The following is a 16,182-nucleotide window of genomic DNA, read 5'->3' on the forward strand; positions in this document are numbered from 1 at the left end:
TCCTGCTCCCCCGCCCGCCGCCGGCGGTGGCGGGCGCCCTACGTCGAGGGCAGTTCCCTCAGCCGGATGTCGCGGAAGGACACATGGTCGTCGGCGCCGTGGTTCTGGAGGCCGATGTAGCCGTCCTTCAGGCTGCGCGCCGGGTCGGTGTTGGTGAAGTCGTTGATCCTCACTCCGTTGAGGAAGACCTGGAGGCGTTCGCCCCGGACCGTGATCTCGTAGCTGTTCCACTGGCCGGGCGGCCGCAGGACGCGGTCACGGGCCCTGATGTCGGCCGACTTGAAGCCGTAGACGGCGCCGGTGGTGCGATCGGCGGCGTCGGTGGCGTCGATCTGGATCTCGTAGCCCTCGTGCACCGCCGTCCAGGGGTCGTCGGTCTCCGGGAAGCCCACGAAGACGCCGGAGTTGTCGTCGCCCGTCGTCTTCCAGTCGAGCTTCAGCGAGTACGCCTGCAACTCCTTGGCCCGGTAGGTGAGCAGGCCCATGTCGCCCTCGGAGTGCAGGGCCCCGTCGCTGACCCGGAACGTTCCGGGGCCGGCCTGCTTCCAGCCGTCCAGCGTCCTGCCGTTGAAGAGGGCGCGGTGGCCGGTGTCCGGCTCGCAGTCGGCCTTGACCTGGCCGGTGGCGTAGCGCAGGCCGCCGCGCAGGTGGGCGCGGAAGGCCGGTTCGGTGTACGACTCCACGGTGTGGCCGAGGCCGGTGTAGAAGGAGCGGCCGCCCCGGTAGGTCTGGCACCAGGAGATCGGGTGGTCGCCCTTCATGGCGCCGCCGGTGTACGTGGTCTCGTCCAGCGTGGCGAGGACCTTGGCCGTGTTCCGGGGGTTGGTGCGGTAGTCGTACCACTCGTCGGTGCGCTGCCACTCCTCGCCCAGGTGGGCGGTGGCGGGGTGGTCGTGGTCCTCGACGCGGACGGTGGCGGGCTGGATGGGGGGATGCGAGGCGAAGTGGGCTCCGACGAGTCCGCCGTAGAACTCCCAGTCGTACTCGGTGTCGGCGGCCGCGTGGATGCCGACGTAGCCGCCGCCCGCGGCCACGTAGCTCTCGAACGCCTGCTGCTGGGCGGCGTCCAGGACGTCGCCGGTGGTGGAGAGGAAGACGACGGCGTCGTAGCGGGCCAGGTTGCTGGTGGTGAACTGCGCGGCGGACTCGGTGGAGTCGACCGTGATACCGGTGTCCTTGCCGATCTCCTTCAGCGCGGTGACGCCTGCCGGAATGGAGTCGTGGCGGAAGCCGGCGGTCCTGGAGAAGACCAGGACGCGTTCGGCGGTCTTGTCGACGGGGCTGTCGGAGAGGGCGAAGTCGTCGACGTCGTAGAGCGCGCCGTCACCGCCCTTGAAGACGAGGAAGAGGTCGGTCTGCTTCTTCGGGGCGCCGCGCAGCGGTACGTCGACGTCCTGGAAGGTCTCCCAGCCGCCGGTCACCGGGACGGGCCCCGAGCCGAGGAGCCTGCCGGTGGGCGATCCGGTGCGCACTTCCAGGAATCCGCCCGCACCGGCCGACGAGACGCGGGCGGTGAGCTTGGTGGTCCCCTTGAGGAGGTACGTCCCGAAGGAGATCCAGTCGTCGTGGTGGATGTCGCCGACGGTCCGGCCGCCGTGTGCGCTCGCCTTGTCGATGGCGTTGACGCCCGAGGAGTCGTCGAAGTGCTCGGCCTGCCGGTGCTTCGGCTGGAGCCGCGCCTGGTCGCGGCCGGTCAACGCGGCCTGACCGCCGCCCCCTTGGTCGGTGTACGTGGCCGAGATGCCGCCGTAGAGGTTGGCGTTGGGGTCGTGGCCGCCCTCCATGGCGGTCGTGATGGTCCCCTCGCAGCCGTGCTCGGTGGTGATGTCGTGGCCGTGGCTGTCGTGGCCGAGGGTGAACGTCACCTTGACCCGGGCGCAGTCGACGGCCCCGTCCTCCGGGTCCCTGACGTTCACCTTGAACGGCACGGAGTCGCCGAACGCGAACAGTCGGCCGTCTCGGGGGAGGTCCAGCTCCACGGTCGGCGCGGTGTTGCCGACGGTCACGTGGACGCCGGCCGAGCCGGTGCGGCCGGTGGAATCCCGCACGGTGAGCGTCGCGGTGTAGACGCCGTTCCTCCGGTAGGTGTGCGTGGGGTGGGCGGCGGTGGAGGAGGAGCCGTCGCCGAAGTCCCAGGAGTAGGAGAGGGCGTCGCCGTCGCCGTCCGACGTTCCGGCCGAGGAGAACCTCACCCGGAGCGGGGCGGTGCCGGAGGTCCTGTCCGCGGCGGCCTCCGCGATCGGCGAGCGGCCGCCGGTGGCGTTCTCGATGCGGTAGAGCGCGGAGTTCTCGTCGCCGCCGAACCAGGCGAGGCCGTAGTCCAGGACGTACAGCGCCCCGTCCGGCCCGAAGGCCATGTCCATGATCTGCGTACCGGACCAGGGCACGTCGTCGATGGACTGGACCCCGCCGCCGGCGTCCTGCTCGATGCGCTTGATCCACCGGCGGCCGAACTCGCCGGCGAAGAAGTCGCCGTCGTACGCCTCGGGGAACTTCACCGGGGAGTCGAGGGCCGCGTCGTAGCGGTAGACCGGTCCGCCCATCGGGGATTCGGAGCCGCTGCCGAACGCGGGCAGCGATCCGCCGTCGTACGGTATCCAGGCGGCCTCCGCGGGTGGCAGCTCCACGAGTCCGGTGTTGTACGGCGAGTCGTTCCTCGGACGCGCGCAGTCGAAGGCGGCGCCGGGCGTCCGGGTGGCGAAGTCGTAGTCGTGGTAGGGCTCGTTGGCGCCGACGCAGAAGGGCCAGCCGAAGTTGCCGGCCTTCGTGACGCGGGCGAACTCGACCTTCCCCGCGGGCCCGCGCTGGGGGTCCGCCGCACCCGCGTCGGGGCCGTAGTCGCCGACGTACACGATGCCGGTGGCCCGGTCGACGGAGAAGCGGAACGGGTTGCGGAAGCCCATCGCGTAGATCTCGGGGCGCGTCCGGTCCGTGCCGGGCGCGAAGAGGTTGCCCTCGGGGACGGTGTACGAGCCGTCGTCGGCGACCTTGACGCGCAGGATCTTGCCGCGCAGGTCGTTGGTGTTGCCGGAGGTGCGCCGGGCGTCGAACGCCGGGTTGCGGCCGGGGCGTTCGTCGATCGGGGTGAAGCCGTCGGAGGCGAAGGGGTTGGTGTCGTCGCCGGTGGAGAGGTAGAGGTTCCCCGCCGCGTCGAAGTCGATGTCGCCGCCGACGTGGCAGCAGATGCCGCGCGAGGTGGGGACGTCCAGGACCTTCCTCTCGCTGGCGGTGTCGAGGGTGCCGTCCTCCTTGAGGACGAAGCGGGAGAGCCGGTTGACCCCGTCGAACCGCGCGAGGTCGGCGGCGGAGCCGGACTCGGGGGCATCGCCGGCGGGGGTGTCCATCGGGGGTGCGTAGAAGAGGTAGACGGCCCGGTTGCGGGCGAAGTCGGGGTCGACGCCGACGCCTTGGAGCCCTTCCTCGTCGTGGGTGTAGACGGGGAGCGTGCCGGACATCCGGGTGTTGCCCGCGCTGTCGGTGATCCGCAGCTCACCGTTGCGCGAGGTGTGCAGGACGCTGCGGTCGGGCAGGACCGCGAGCGACATGGGCTCGCCGGTCTCCTCCACGCCCTTGGCGAGGGTGACCTGCTGGAAGTCCTCGGCCGGCGGGGCCGGGGCTCCGGGGCGGGCGGTCGCGCCGGGGGCGGAGCCCAGGGTCAGGGTGGCGGCGGTGAGGAGTCCGCCGGTGAGCAGCGCGAGCGTCCTGCGGACGCGGGTCCGGGCCGGGAGCCGCTTTCTGGTTCGGTGCACGTAGGTCCTCCGGGGGTTCCGGTTGTACGGGCGGGGGCGGCCGTGCCGTGCCGCGCGGGGACTGCCGCGCGTGCGCCGCCGGGGCCGGAAGCGGCTCCGGCGGCGCGGGTCATGTCGTGTACACGTTGTGGACGGTAGACCTGTTCGTCCGGGACGGAAAGCCCTTGTGCGACCGGGGGTCGCACTTCTGCCGCGTTCAGGACAAAGGCGTTCCGGGGCAGCCCCGAGCGGGCCCCGGCACCGCGTGGAAGCGCCTTCAGGACCGGGGCCGGTGCCGGTGCCGCTACCCGCCGCTGCCGAAGGCCGCGTCGAAGGAGGCCGGCGGGGGGTCGAAGTCGAACCGCCGCAGATGGGCGAGCGCTTCCGGGGCGCCGGTCAGCCGGTCCATGCCCGCGTCCTCCCACTCCACGGAGACCGGGCCCTCGTAGCCGATGGACCGCAGCATCCGGAAGACGTCCTCCCAGGGCACGTCGCCGTGGCCGGCGGAGACGAAGTCCCAGCCGCGCCGCGGGTCGCCCCACGGCAGGTGCGATCCGAGGCGGCCGTTGCGGCCGTCGAGGCGCCTGCGGGCCTCCTTGCAGTCCACGTGGTAGATCCGGTCCCGGAAGTCGTAGAGGAAGCCGACCGGGTCCAGGTCCTGCCAGACGAAGTGGCTCGGGTCGAAGTTCAGCCCGAACGCGGGCCGGTGGTCCACCGCCTCCAGGGCGCGCCGGGTGGTCCAGTAGTCGTACGCGATCTCGCTCGGGTGCACCTCGTGGGCGAAGCGCACCCCTTCGGCGTCGAAGACGTCCAGGACCGGGTTCCAGCGCTCCGCGAAGTCCTCGTAGCCCCGTTCGATCATGTGCGGCGGGACCGGGGGGAACAGCGCGACCAGGTGCCAGATGGAGGACCCGGTGAAGCCGACGACCGTGTCCACCCCGAAGGCGGCGGCGGCCCGTGCCGTGTCGGCGATCTCGGCGGCGGCCCGCCGCCGCACCCCCTCGGCCTCGCCGTCGCCCCAGATGCGGGCGGGCAGGATGCCCTGGTGGCGCTCGTCGATGGGGTGGTCGCAGACGGCCTGGCCGACGAGGTGGTTGGAGACGGCGAAGCACTTCAGTCCGTACGCGTCGAGGAGGCGGCGCCTGCCGTCCAGGTAGCCGGGGTCGGTCAGCGCCTTGTCGACCTCGAAGTGATCTCCCCAGCAGGCGAGTTCGAGTCCGTCGTAGCCGAAGTCCCGAGCGTGGCGGCAGACCTCCTCCAGCGGGAGGTCGGCCCACTGGCCGGTGAACAGGGTGAAGGGGCGGGGCATGGGCGGCGACCTCCTGGGGTCTTGTGTGCGGATCGGGCCGGACCGCGGAGCGGGGCCCGGCGCCGGCGGACGAGGCAGTCACTGCGGAACGGACGGCCGACGACGAAGCGGACGAGCCCCTGGGGGCGTCCGGCAGATCTCGACCGGGTCCACGGCGCCTGGCACGGCACCTCGCGGCGTCGCCGGAACACCCGAATCGCTCCGCGACGAGGGCATTGCGGCGCCTGGCGATGCACCGCACCGGACACCGCGGCCTGTCCGGCCCCGATCCGCCGGACACCCCCTAGGCCGGGACCGGGGTGTGCACGGAGTTTCTCGCGGCGCTCTCCTCGACGGCGGCGAGGACACGCTGGACCTGGAGCCCGTCCGCGAAGGAGGGCCGGGCCGGAGCGCCCTCGGCGATGGCGCGGACCACGTCGCGGGCCTGGTGGACGAAGGTGTGCTCGTACCCGAGGGCGTGGCCCGGCGGCCACCACGCCTCCAGGTACGGGTGGTCGGGCTCGGTGACCAGGATGCGCCGGAACCCCGCGCTGGCGGCGGGTTCGGTGTGGTCGTGGAAGGACAGTTCGTTGAGCCGCTCCAGGTCGAAGGCGAGCGACCCCAGCTCCCCGTTGATCTCCAGCCGCAGGGCGTTCTTGCGGCCCGCCGCCATACGGGTCGCCTCGAAGGAGGCCAGCGCCCCGGAGGCGAGCCGGCCGGTGAACAGCGCCGCGTCGTCCACCGTCACCTCGCCCCGCGCCGCCGGGCCGCCCGTGCTCCCGGCCGGGGAGCCGGCGGCCGCCGGTCTCTGCCGTACGAACGTCTCGCTGACGGCGGAGACCCCGGTGAGCAGCTCCCCCGTGAGGTGCTGGGCGAGGTCGACGATGTGCGCCCCGAGATCGCCGAGCGCCCCCGATCCGGCGCGCTCGCGCTGGAGCCGCCAGGTGAGCGGGGCGGCGGGGTCCACCAGCCAGTCCTGGAGGTAGGCGGCGCGCACGTGGCGCAGGGCGCCGAGCCGGCCGTCCGCGACGAGCCGCCGGGCGTACGAGAGCGCGGGCACCTTGCGGTAGTTGAAGCCGACGATCGCCACCTGGCCGCGCGCCGCCGCCGCTTCGGCGGCCCGGACCATCGCCCGCGCCTCCGCGACCGTGTTGGCGAGCGGCTTCTCGCACAGCACGTGCTTGCCGGCCTCCAGGGCGGCGATGGCGATCTCCGCGTGGCTGTCGCCGGGGGTGCAGATGTCGACCAGGTGGACGTCGTCCCGCGCGATCAGCGCCCGCCAGTCGGTCTCCGCGGCGGCCCAGCCGTGCCGGGCGGCCGCGGCCTCGACCGCCGCCCGGTCGCGGCCGCAGATCGCGGCGAGCGCGGGCCGGGCCGGCAGGTCGAAGACGTGTCCCGCGGTGCGCCACCCCTGGGAGTGGGCGGCGCCCATGAACGCGTATCCGACCATGCCGACCCCGAGCGTTCCCGGCGCCCGACCCGGCGGCGGCGCTGCGGTCGGCGCTGTGGTCTCCGGACTGCGGGCCATGGGGCCTCCTCCTCGTCGGTCTGGGGTGGCGGGCCGGGAGAGGCGGCGTGCGCCTTGCCCGGTGGCCCGGTCAGTGGAAGCCCGTGGGCAGGTACTGGTCGACGTTGTCCTTGGTGACCACGGCGGAGTACAGGGTCAGGGAGGTCGGGATCTCCCTCTCGGAGAGGCCGCTGACGCCCTTGCCCTGGCCGAGGGCGCGCGCCAGGTCGATCGCGGAGGCCGCCATGGTCGGCGGGTAGAGGACGGTGGCCTTCAGGACGCCGTCGTCCGCCTTGATGGCGTCCATGGCGGACTTGGCGCCGGCGCCGCCGACCATGAAGAACTCGTCGCGGCCCGCCTGCTGGATGGCGCGCAGCGCCCCCACGCCCTGGTCGTCGTCGTGGTTCCACAGCGCGTCGATCCGCTTCTGCGCCTGGAGGAGCTGCGCCGTCTTGGCCTGGCCCGACTCGACGGTGAAGTCCGCCGACTGACGGGCCACCAGCTCGACGTCGGGGTAGTTCCTCAGCGCGTCGGCGAAGCCCTGGCTGCGCTGCTTGGTCAGCTCCAGGTTGTCGATGCCGGCCAGTTCGACGACCTTGGCGCCGGGCTTTCCCTTCAGTCGCTCGCCGATGTAGTGCCCGGCGTTGAGGCCCATGCCGTAGTTGTCGCCGCCCACCCAGCAGCGGTACGCCTGCGGGGAGGCGAAGACGCGGTCCAGGTTGACGACGGGGATGCCCGCCCTCATGGCCTCCAGCCCGACCTGCGTGAGCGCCCTGCCGTCGGCGGGGAGGATGACGAGGACGTCGACCTTCTTGTTGATGAGGGTCTTGACCTGGCCGATCTGGGCGGCGGTGTCGTTGGACCCCTCGGTGGTCTCCAGGGTGACGTCGGGGTACGTCCGCGCCCGCGACGCGGCGTTCACGTTGATGGCGTTGAGCCAGCCGTGGTCGGCCTGCGGTCCGGCGAAGCCGATGGTGACGGGTTTGCCGGGCCTGTCGTCGGCGGCGGGCCGGCTGTCGCCCGCGGGCTCGGCGTCCTTGGGCTCGTTGCTGGTGCAGGCGGTGAGGAGCGCGCCCGCGGAGACGGCTGCGGTCGTGAACAGCAGCCCTCTGCGGCTGGTCTGCGGCATGGTGGTCCGGCCCTTCGTCCGATGGGTGGCGTACGGGGGTGGGCGTACGGGGGCTCAGGCGTCGCCGCCGCGCAGGGTGCGGCGCTGGACGAGCACGGCGGCGACGATGATGGCCCCCTTGGCGATCTGCTGGACGTCGCTCTGGAGGTTGTTGAGGGCGAAGATGTTGGTGATCGTGGTGAAGACGAGGACGCCGAGGACGGAGCCGGCGATCGTGCCGCGGCCGCCGCTGAGCAGGGTGCCGCCGATGATCGCGGCGGCGATGGCGTCGAGCTCGTAGAGGTTGCCGTTGGTGTTCTGGCCGGAGCCGGAGAGCACGACGAGCATGAAGGCGGCGATGCCGCAGCACAGCCCGGACAGCAGGTAGAGGGCGAGCCGGTGGCGGCGTACGTCGATCCCGGCCAGCCGGGCGGCCTCCGCGTTGCCGCCGACGGCGACGGTGCGGCGGCCGAAGGTGGTCCGGTTGAGGACCAGCCAGCCCGCGGCGGTGACCGCGGCGAACATGAGGACCAGCGGCGGTACGCCCAGGATGTGGGCGTCGGGCAGGCCGAGGTCCAGGACCGCGTCGACGGTGACGATCTGGGTTCTGCCCTCCGTGATCTGGAGGGCGAGCCCGCGGGCCGAGGCGAGCATCGCCAGCGTCGCGATGAACGGGACCAGGCCGCCGTACGCGATGAGGACGCCGTTGACCAGTCCGGCGGCCAGGCCCACGACGACCGCGGTGAACGCGATGCCCGCGAAGCCGTACTCCTGGGTGGCCAGGGTGGTGGCCCAGACGGAGGCGAGGGCGACCATCGCCCCGACGGAGAGGTCGATGCCGCCGCCGGTGATGACGAAGGTCATGCCGACGGTGACGACCCCGATGACGGACGCCTGGGTCAGGATGAGTCGGAGGTTCCCGGTGTCCAGGAAGGCGTCCGGTTCGGTGAGGCCGCCGACGACGGCCAGGGCGGCGAGGACGCCGAGCAGGGACAGGGTCCGGGCGTCGGCCCGCAGGCCGGGTACGGGCCGGAGGCCGCCCGTCTTCGCGGGCGGCGGACCGGGGAGGTCCCCCCGGTCCGGCCCGTCGTGCCGTGCCGAGGGGGCGGGCTGTGTCATGGCGTCGGGCTCCCTTCCATCACGAGGTCGAGGACGCGGTGCTCGTCGAGCTCCCGAGCGGGCGCGGTGTGGACCACGCGGCCCTCGCGGAGCACGAGCACCCGGTCGGCGAGGCCCAGGACTTCGGGCACTTCGCTGGAGACGAGCAGGACGGCGAGGCCGTCGTCGGCCAGCCGGCGGATCACGGCGTACAGCTCGGCGCGGGCGCCGACGTCGACGCCGCGGGTCGGTTCGTCGAGCAGCAGGACCCGGCAGCCGCGCAGCAGCCAGCGGGCGAGGACGGCTTTCTGCTGGTTGCCGCCGGACAGGGTGCGGACGGCGGCGTCCGGGTCGTCGGGCCGCAGCGACAGCTCGCGGGTGGCCCGCCGCGCGGCCGCGCGCTCGCGACCGCGGTCGATCCAGCCGAACCGGGCGAAGCGGGAGAGGGAGGAGACGGAGACGTTGCGGGTGACCGACTCGGCCAGCAGCAGGGCCTGCGCCTTGCGCTCCTCGGGGGCGAGGCCGATGCCGGCGGCGACGGCGGCGGGGACGCTGCCCGGCCGGAGCCGCCTGCCGGCGACGGCGACGGTCCCGGTGTCGGCCCTGCGGGCGCCGAAGACCGTCTCCAGGATCTCCGAGCGCCCGGAGCCGACGAGCCCGGCGAGGCCGACGATCTCGCCGGGCCGCAGCTCCAGGTCGAGCGGCGCGAACTCCCCGGCGCGGGACAGCCCCGCGACCGTGAGCACGGGTTCCGGGGCGGGGGCGGCCGGTTCCTCGGGGCGGGGCGGGAAGACGTACGCGACGTCCCGGCCGGTCATCATGGCGACGATGTCGCGGGTGGGCGTCCCGGCCGCGGGCAGCCCGACCGCGACCGCCCGGCCGTCCTTGAGCACGGTGACCCGGTCGCCGATGCGGCGGATCTCCTCCAGCCGGTGGGAGATGTGGACCACGGCCACCCCGTCGGCGGTGAGGCCGTCGACGATCCGGAAGAGGTTGCCGACCTCGTCGGGGTCGAGGGCGGCGGAGGGCTCGTCCATCACGATGAGGCGCACGTCGTGGGAGAGCGCCCGCGCCATCGAGACGATCTGCCGCTGCGCGGCCGAGAGGCGCCCGACCGGTTGGGAGGGGTCGATCTCCGGGTGGCCGAGGCGGGCCAGCAGGGCGGCGGCGGCCGAACGCGCCCTCCTGGCGCGGACGACGAAGCCCGCGCTGGTCGGTTCGTGGCCCAGGTGGACGTTCTCGGCGACCGACAGCCCGTCGACCAGGTCGAGTTCCTGGTAGATGGTGGCGATGCCCAGGCGCATGGCGGCGATCGGCGAGGTGAGCCGGACGGGTTGGCCGCGCCAGGCGATCTCGCCGCCGTCGGGCTGGTGGGCTCCGGCGAGCACCTTGATGAGGGTGGACTTGCCCGCGCCGTTCTGGCCGAGGAGGCAGTGGACCTCGCCGGCCTGGACCTCCAGGTCGACGCCGTCCAGGGCGCGGACGCCGGGGAAGGACTTGGTGATGCCGGACATGGTGAGCAGGGGCGGTTCTGGTGCCATGACGAATCCCCTCGGCGGATGGGGTCCCCCGCGCGACGGGCGCGGCCGGAAGCGGGGGGAGGGCCGGTGAGCGGGCGGGGCGCGGGGCCGTTGGAGCCGTGAAACCAGTGGAACCGTCAGTGCCGTGGCGCCGGGCGAGTGCCTGACGGTGCGGACGCGGATCGGGGTGCGGCGGTGCGTACGGTGGCGGGTGCGGCGGTGCGTACGGTGGCGGGTGCGGCGCGGGCGTCGCTCACCGGGCCCGAGGTCAGGCCGGTGAGAAGAGGTGGTCGCTGATGAGCCGGGCCGCGCCGATCACTCCGGCGGCGGGTCCCAACTCGCCGAGCACGATGGGGAGGTTGCCGGTGGCCAGGGGCAGGGACCGCCGGTAGACCTGGGTGCGGACACTGGCGAGGAGGTGGTGGCCGAGGCCGGTGACCCCGCCGCCGATCACCACCAGACCGGGATTGAAGAAGCTGACGAGACCGGCGATGACCTGGCCGGTGCGGTTGCCTCCCTCGCGGATCAGGGCGAGGGCCGAGGCGTCGCCCGCCGCGGCGGCCGCCGCCACGTCGGCGGCGCTGAGGCGGCCCGTCGCCGCCAGTCGGGCCGCGAGCTCGGGCGAGCTCCCCTCGCGGGCCGCGTCCTCCGCGTCGCGGGCCAGGGCGGCGCCGCTGAAGTGGGCCTCCAGGCAGCCCCGGTTGCCGCACGCGCACGCCCGGCCGTCCGGTTCCACCTGGATGTGCCCGATGTCGCCGGCGCTGCCCGTCGTACCGCGGTAGACCTCACCGCCGACGACGATGCCGCAGCCGATGCCCGTGCCGATCTTGACGCAGAGGAAGTCGCCCACGGACCGGGCGACGCCCGCGTGCTGCTCCCCCATCGCCATCAGGTTCACGTCGTTGTCGACCATGACGGGGCAGCCCAGCTCCTGGCTGAGCGCCTCGCGGACCGGGAAGCCGTCCCAGCCGGGCATGATCGGCGGCGCGACCGGCACGCCCTCGGGGAAGCGGACGGGGCCGGGGACCCCGATGCCCGCGCCGTCGAAGCCGTCGGCGAGCCCGGAGGCCCGCAGCTCGGCGGCCAGCGCGAGGGCCTGCTCGAAGACGGCCACGGGCCCCTCGCGCACGTCCATCGGGTGGTTGAGGTGGCCCAGCACCTCCAACTCCCCGTTGGTGACCGCCACGTCGATGGACGTGGCCCCGATGTCGATGCCCAGGAACCGCAGTTCGGGAGCGAGCCGGATGTTGTGCGAGCGGCGCCCGCCGCGCGAGGCGGCGAGCCCGTCGGCCACCACCAGACCGGTCTCCAGCAGCCGGTCCACCTCGACGGCGAGTTTGGAGCGCGAGAGGTCGACCTGGTCGCCCAGTTGGGCACGGGAGTTGGGGCCCTCGTCGCGCAGCAGCCGGAGCAGGCGGGCCTGGTGGGCGTTGGCGGGTCGTGCCGTCATGCGTCTCACCCGTCCCTCCCCGCCGCGCCGGCCCGTCCGTCGGGCTTTCGAGGGGAACGTAGCAGCGCTTTCCCGGAGGGGGAAGAAGTTGCGCGTGAATCAGCGCCGACTTTCTCCACGGCGAGGACAAAGGCGGTCAGGGGCAGCGGATGACCTGTCCGGCGTAGGAGAGGTTCCCGCCGAACCCGAAGAGGAGGACCGGCGCGCCGGAGGCGACCTCGCCGCGCTCGACCAGCTTGGAGAGCGCCATCGGGATGGAGGCGGCGGAGGTGTTGCCGGAGTCCACCACGTCGCGGGCGATGACCGCGTTGACCGCGCCGATCTTGCGGGCGACCGGCTCGATGATCCGCAGGTTGGCCTGGTGCAGGACGACGGCGGCCAGGTCCTCCGGGGCGACGCCCGCCTTCTCGCACACCCGGCGGGCGATCGGCGGCAGCCGCGTGGTGGCCCAGCGGTAGACGGCCTGCCCCTCCTGCGCGAAGCGCGGCGGGGTCCCCTCGATCCGTACGGCGCCGCCCATCTCCGGCACCGAGCCCCACAGCACCGGCCCGATGCCGGGGGCGCCGTCGGCGGCCGGGTCGGCGGTGACGACGGCGGCGCCGGCCCCGTCGCCGAGCAGGACGCACGTGGAGCGGTCGGTCCAGTCCGCGATGTCGGCCATCTTGTCGGCGCCGATGACCAGCGCGCGGGTCGCCGCACCCGCCCGGATCGCGTGGTCGGCGGTGGCCAGGGCGTGCGTGAAGCCGGAGCAGACCACGTTGATGTCCATCACGGCGGGCGCGCCCATGCCCAGGCGGGCCGCGACCCGCGCCGACATGCTCGGGGACCGGTCGATGGCCGTGGAGGTGGCGACGAGGACCAGGTCGACGTCCGAGGGCAGCAGGCCCGCCGCGGCCAGCGCCTTGGCTCCCGCGTGGGCGGCCATCTCGTCCACCGGCTCGTCGGGGCCGCCCACGTGCCGGGTCTTGATGCCGACCCGGCTCGTGATCCATTCGTCGCTCGTGTCGACCATGGCCGACAGGTCGTCGTTGGTGAGCACCTTGGCGGGCTGGTAGTGGCCGAGCGCCACGACACGTGAGCCGGTCATACGGGTTCCCCTCATGAGGTAGGGCGGTAAACGTCCAGTCTTGGTCGCTACCGGCCGGTACGGGGGCAGCGGTTCCCACAGGAATCCGGCTCACCTGTTGGAGCATTGACAACTGCCTGGTCAGCGTGGTGCACCGGTGGGCGGGCGCGGATTCCGGTTTCCGTGCGGGGACGCGATCCGGCGGACGGAGGGCGGCGGGGGCCGCACCGGACGGACGCGGGACCGGCACTCCGGCGGCGCCCCGCGGGCGGGAGGGCGGGGCCGCGGGCCCGCGGCGGCGGCGCCCCGCGACCGCGCGCGTGACAGCGGCGAGCGGATTCGGTGGAGATTCCCGGCGCGGCGCTTACCCGTGCGCCCGGACGGGGCAGGGGTACGCCCGAGCCTTGTCCATCTGGCCGGATTTCCCGGTTGACCGGGGCGGGCTCCCCGTGGTGCGCAGGGCTTCGCGCCCTCCCGCCGGGCCGCCGGCCGGGGTACGTCGCGGCGCTGTGCGGAGCGCCACGAGGAGCAGGTCGTGCGCGAGTTTACTGTCCCGCCCCTGGCGGCGGCGCCCTACGTCGGCGGGCTGGCCGACGCCGTCTTCGTCCACGCGCGGGACGACCCGCACCGGGTCGCGTTCGGCCGCAAGGACGCGGCGGGCCGGTGGCGGGACGTGACCGCCGGGGTCTTCCGCGACGAGGTGCTGGCCCTGGCGCGGGGGCTGCTCGCGCAGGGCGTGCGGTTCGGCGACCGGGTGGCCCTCATGTCCCGTACACGGTACGAGTGGACGCTCTTCGACTTCGCGCTGTGGACCGTGGGGGCCCAGTCGGTGCCCGTCCACCCGACCGCCTCCGCGGAGCAGGTCCGGTGGATGCTGTACGACGCCGAGGCGGTGGCGGTGCTGGTCGAGCACGAGGACCACGCGATGACCGTCGGCTCGGTGATCGACCGGCTGCCGCGCCTGAAGCGGCTGTGGCAACTGGACGGCGGCGCGGTCGACGAACTGGCCGGCGCGGGGTCGCGGATCGACGACGCGGTGGTGCACCGGCACCGCAGGGCGGTGACGCCCGACTCCGTGGCGACCGTCGTCTACACCTCCGGGACGACGGGCCGCCCCAAGGGATGCGTGATCACCCACGCCGCCCTCATGTTCGAGAGCGACACGATGGTGGAGCGCTGGGCGCCGGTGTTCCGTGCCGGACCGGACGAGGAGGCGGCCACCCTGCTGTTCCTGCCGCTGGCCCACGTCTTCGGCCGGATGGTGGAGGTCGCCGCGGTCCGGGGGCGGGTCAGGCTCGGCCACCAGCCGGAGCTGTCGGCGAAGGCGCTGCTGCCGGATCTGCGGGCGTTCGGGCCGACGTTCGTCCTCGGGGTGCCGTACGTCTTCGAGAAGGTGTTCGACGGGGTCCGGCGCGCGGCGGAGGCGGAGGGCCGGGCCGGGGCGTTCGCCAAGGCGGTCGACGTGGCCGTGGCGTACGCGGAGGCGTTGGAGCAGAAGGCCTTCGGCGCGGGGCCGGGCCCCTCGGCCGGGCTGCGGGTGCGGCACCGCTTCTTCGACCAGCTCGTCTACCGGAAGATCCGCGACGCGCTGGGCGGCCGGGTGCGGCACGCCATGTCGGGCGGTTCGGGCATGGCCCGCCGGCTCGGCCTGTTCTTCGCGGGCGCCGGGGTGGCGGTCTTCGAGGGGTACGGGCTGACCGAGACGTCCGCGGCCGCCACCGCGAACCCGCCCGAGCGCCCCCGGTACGGGACGGTCGGGCAGCCCGTACCCGGCACGTCGGTGCGCATCGCGGCCGACGGCGAGGTGTGGGTGCGCGGGCCGCACGTGTTCTCCGGGTACCTGGGCGACGACGAGGCCACCCGCGCGGTGCTCCGCGGCGGCTGGCTGGCCACCGGGGACCTGGGCGCCCTGGACGAGGACGGATATCTGACGATCACCGGGCGGAAGAAGGAGATCCTGGTGACGTCCGGCGGCAGGAGCGTCTCCCCGACGGGTCTGGAGGAGCGGGTGCGGGCGCACCCGCTGGTGGCGCAGTGCGTCGTCGTCGGCGACGACCGCCCGTACATCGCGGCGCTGGTCACCGTCGACCGGGAGGCGGTGGACCACTGGCTGTCCATGCGCGGCCGCCCCCCGCTCTCCCCCGCCGAGCTGGTGCGCGACCCGGACCTGGAGGCGGAGCTGCGCCGGGCGGTGGTGGCGGCCAACACGGCGGTGTCCCACGCCGAGTCGATCCGCACCTTCCGGATACTGGCGCACCCGTTCACCGAGGAGCAGGGTCTGCTGACGCCCTCGCTGAAGCCCAAGCGGAAGGCGATCGAGGCGGCGTACGCGGTCGAGGTCGACGCGCTCTACCACTGATCGGGTGAAGCGGCCGGGCCGGGCCACCGGTATCCGGAACATGAGGGAATGTCTGGGGCCGCTCGGTCGTTGTCGTCGGGGAGTACCAACCGACGACGTTAGGATCGACCGCTCGTGAGCCAGGTCCCTACCCTCACCCTCAACAACGGCCTCGCAATGCCGCAGCTCGGTTTCGGTGTCTGGCAGGTGCCGGACGACGAGGCGGAGAAGGCGGTCGCCACCGCTCTGGAGACGGGTTACCGGAGCATCGACACCGCCGCGATCTACGAGAACGAGTCGGGCACCGGCAAGGCCATCGCCGCCTCCGGCGTCGCCCGCGACGAGCTGTTCGTCACCACGAAGCTGTGGAACGCCGACCAGGGCTACGACAGCACGCTCCGCGCCTTCGACGCCTCGCTGGACAAGCTCGGCCTCGACTACATCGACCTGTACCTGATCCACTGGCCCCTTCCGGCGAAGGGCGCGGCCACCGACACGTACAAGGCGTTCGAGAAGATCTACGCCGACGGCCGCGCCAAGGCCATCGGCGTGTCGAACTTCCAGCCGGACCACCTGCGGCGGCTGCTCGCGGAGACCTCCGTGGTCCCCGCGGTCAACCAGATCGAGCTGCACCCGCAGCTCCAGCAGGCCGAGTCCCGCGCCCTCCACGCCGAGCACGGCATCGCCACCGAGGCGTGGTCGCCGCTCGGCCAGGGCAAGGGCCTGCTGGAGGTGCCGACGGTCGTCGCGGTCGCCCGGAAGCACGGGCGCACCCCGGCCCAGACGGTGCTGCGCTGGCACCTTCAGCTCGGCAACATCGTGATCCCCAAGTCCGTCACCCCCTCGCGCATCCGGGAGAACCTGGACGTGTTCGGCTTCGAGCTGGACGACGACGACCTCGCCGCCTTCGCGGCGCTGGACGAGGGCAAGCGGCTCGGTCCGGACCCGGCCACCTTCGACCTCGACGCCTGATCCCCCGTCCCTCCCGGCGGGGGGGGGGGGGGGGGGGGGGGGGGGGGGGGGGGGGGGGGGGGGGGGGGGGGGGGGGGGGGGGGGGGGGGGGGGGGGGGGGGGGGGGG

General features: G+C 73.6%; 10 protein-coding genes. 2 read left to right on the plus strand and 8 right to left on the minus strand.

Features of this window, described 5'->3' with window-relative positions; genetic code table 11:
* Nucleotides 1-38 precede the first annotated feature (38 nt).
* From ACZ6EJ_RS18670 to ACZ6EJ_RS18705, 8 genes are all read right to left on the minus strand, one after another.
* Nucleotides 39-3,749 carry a ThuA domain-containing protein gene (locus tag ACZ6EJ_RS18670; RefSeq protein WP_469268357.1) on the minus strand — a complete coding sequence of 1,237 codons (3,711 nt, stop codon included), beginning with the start codon at nt 3,747-3,749 and terminating at the stop codon, nt 39-41.
* 283 nt (nt 3,750-4,032) lie between these two features.
* Nucleotides 4,033-5,037, minus strand: coding sequence for a sugar phosphate isomerase/epimerase family protein (locus ACZ6EJ_RS18675; protein ID WP_469268359.1), 1,005 nt, complete (start codon nt 5,035-5,037; stop codon nt 4,033-4,035).
* A gap of 283 nt (nt 5,038-5,320) precedes the next feature.
* Nucleotides 5,321-6,544 carry a Gfo/Idh/MocA family protein gene (locus ACZ6EJ_RS18680; protein WP_469268360.1) on the minus strand — a complete coding sequence of 408 codons (1,224 nt, stop codon included), beginning with the start codon at nt 6,542-6,544 and terminating at the stop codon, nt 5,321-5,323.
* Nucleotides 6,545-6,614: 70 nt separating this feature from the next.
* On the minus strand, nt 6,615-7,652 hold the full coding sequence (locus ACZ6EJ_RS18685) for a substrate-binding domain-containing protein (RefSeq protein ID WP_469268362.1): 1,038 nt from the start codon (nt 7,650-7,652) through the stop codon (nt 6,615-6,617).
* A 54-nt stretch (nt 7,653-7,706) separates the two neighbouring features.
* Nucleotides 7,707-8,750, minus strand: a complete 1,044-nt coding sequence (locus tag ACZ6EJ_RS18690) for an ABC transporter permease (RefSeq protein WP_469268363.1) — start codon at nt 8,748-8,750, stop codon at nt 7,707-7,709.
* Nucleotides 8,747-10,270 (minus strand): sugar ABC transporter ATP-binding protein, encoded by a 1,524-nt coding sequence (locus ACZ6EJ_RS18695; protein WP_469268365.1) that lies wholly within the window; start codon nt 10,268-10,270, stop codon nt 8,747-8,749. Before ACZ6EJ_RS18695 ends, ACZ6EJ_RS18690 begins: the two co-directional genes overlap by 4 nt.
* Before the next feature lie 247 nt (nt 10,271-10,517).
* On the minus strand, nt 10,518-11,699 hold the full coding sequence (locus tag ACZ6EJ_RS18700; RefSeq protein ID WP_469268366.1) for an ROK family transcriptional regulator: 1,182 nt from the start codon (nt 11,697-11,699) through the stop codon (nt 10,518-10,520).
* A 136-nt stretch (nt 11,700-11,835) separates the two neighbouring features.
* Nucleotides 11,836-12,786: a beta-ketoacyl-ACP synthase III gene (locus tag ACZ6EJ_RS18705; protein WP_469268367.1), complete on the minus strand. Its 951-nt coding sequence runs from the start codon at nt 12,784-12,786 to the stop codon at nt 11,836-11,838.
* Between the two features lie 538 nt (nt 12,787-13,324).
* Here ACZ6EJ_RS18705 and ACZ6EJ_RS18710 point away from each other — a divergent pair.
* Together ACZ6EJ_RS18710 and ACZ6EJ_RS18715 are read left to right on the plus strand one after the other, a co-directional pair.
* Entirely contained in the window at nt 13,325-15,124 is a 1,800-nt protein-coding gene (locus ACZ6EJ_RS18710; protein WP_469268373.1) for an AMP-dependent synthetase/ligase, read from the plus strand.
* A 114-nt stretch (nt 15,125-15,238) separates the two neighbouring features.
* A complete protein-coding gene (locus tag ACZ6EJ_RS18715) occupies nt 15,239-16,075 on the plus strand; it encodes an aldo/keto reductase (RefSeq protein ID WP_469268368.1) in 837 nt (278 codons plus the stop codon).
* The last annotated feature ends 107 nt before the right edge of the window (nt 16,076-16,182 follow it).

The organism is Streptomyces sp. NPDC041970 (assembly GCF_055588985.1).

Excerpts from the sequence above, each read along its gene's own strand:
- ACZ6EJ_RS18675 (WP_469268359.1), bottom strand. The coding sequence starts at position 5,037 with ATGCCCCGCCCCTTCACCCTGTTCACCGGCCAGTGGGCCGACCTCCCG.
- ACZ6EJ_RS18680 (WP_469268360.1), bottom strand. The coding sequence starts at position 6,544 with ATGGCCCGCAGTCCGGAGACCACAGCGCCGACCGCAGCGCCGCCGCCG.
- ACZ6EJ_RS18685 (WP_469268362.1), bottom strand. The coding sequence starts at position 7,652 with ATGCCGCAGACCAGCCGCAGAGGGCTGCTGTTCACGACCGCAGCCGTC.
- ACZ6EJ_RS18690 (WP_469268363.1), bottom strand. The coding sequence starts at position 8,750 with ATGACACAGCCCGCCCCCTCGGCACGGCACGACGGGCCGGACCGGGGG.
- ACZ6EJ_RS18695 (WP_469268365.1), bottom strand. The coding sequence starts at position 10,270 with ATGGCACCAGAACCGCCCCTGCTCACCATGTCCGGCATCACCAAGTCC.
- ACZ6EJ_RS18700 (WP_469268366.1), bottom strand. The coding sequence starts at position 11,699 with ATGACGGCACGACCCGCCAACGCCCACCAGGCCCGCCTGCTCCGGCTG.
- ACZ6EJ_RS18705 (WP_469268367.1), bottom strand. The coding sequence starts at position 12,786 with ATGACCGGCTCACGTGTCGTGGCGCTCGGCCACTACCAGCCCGCCAAG.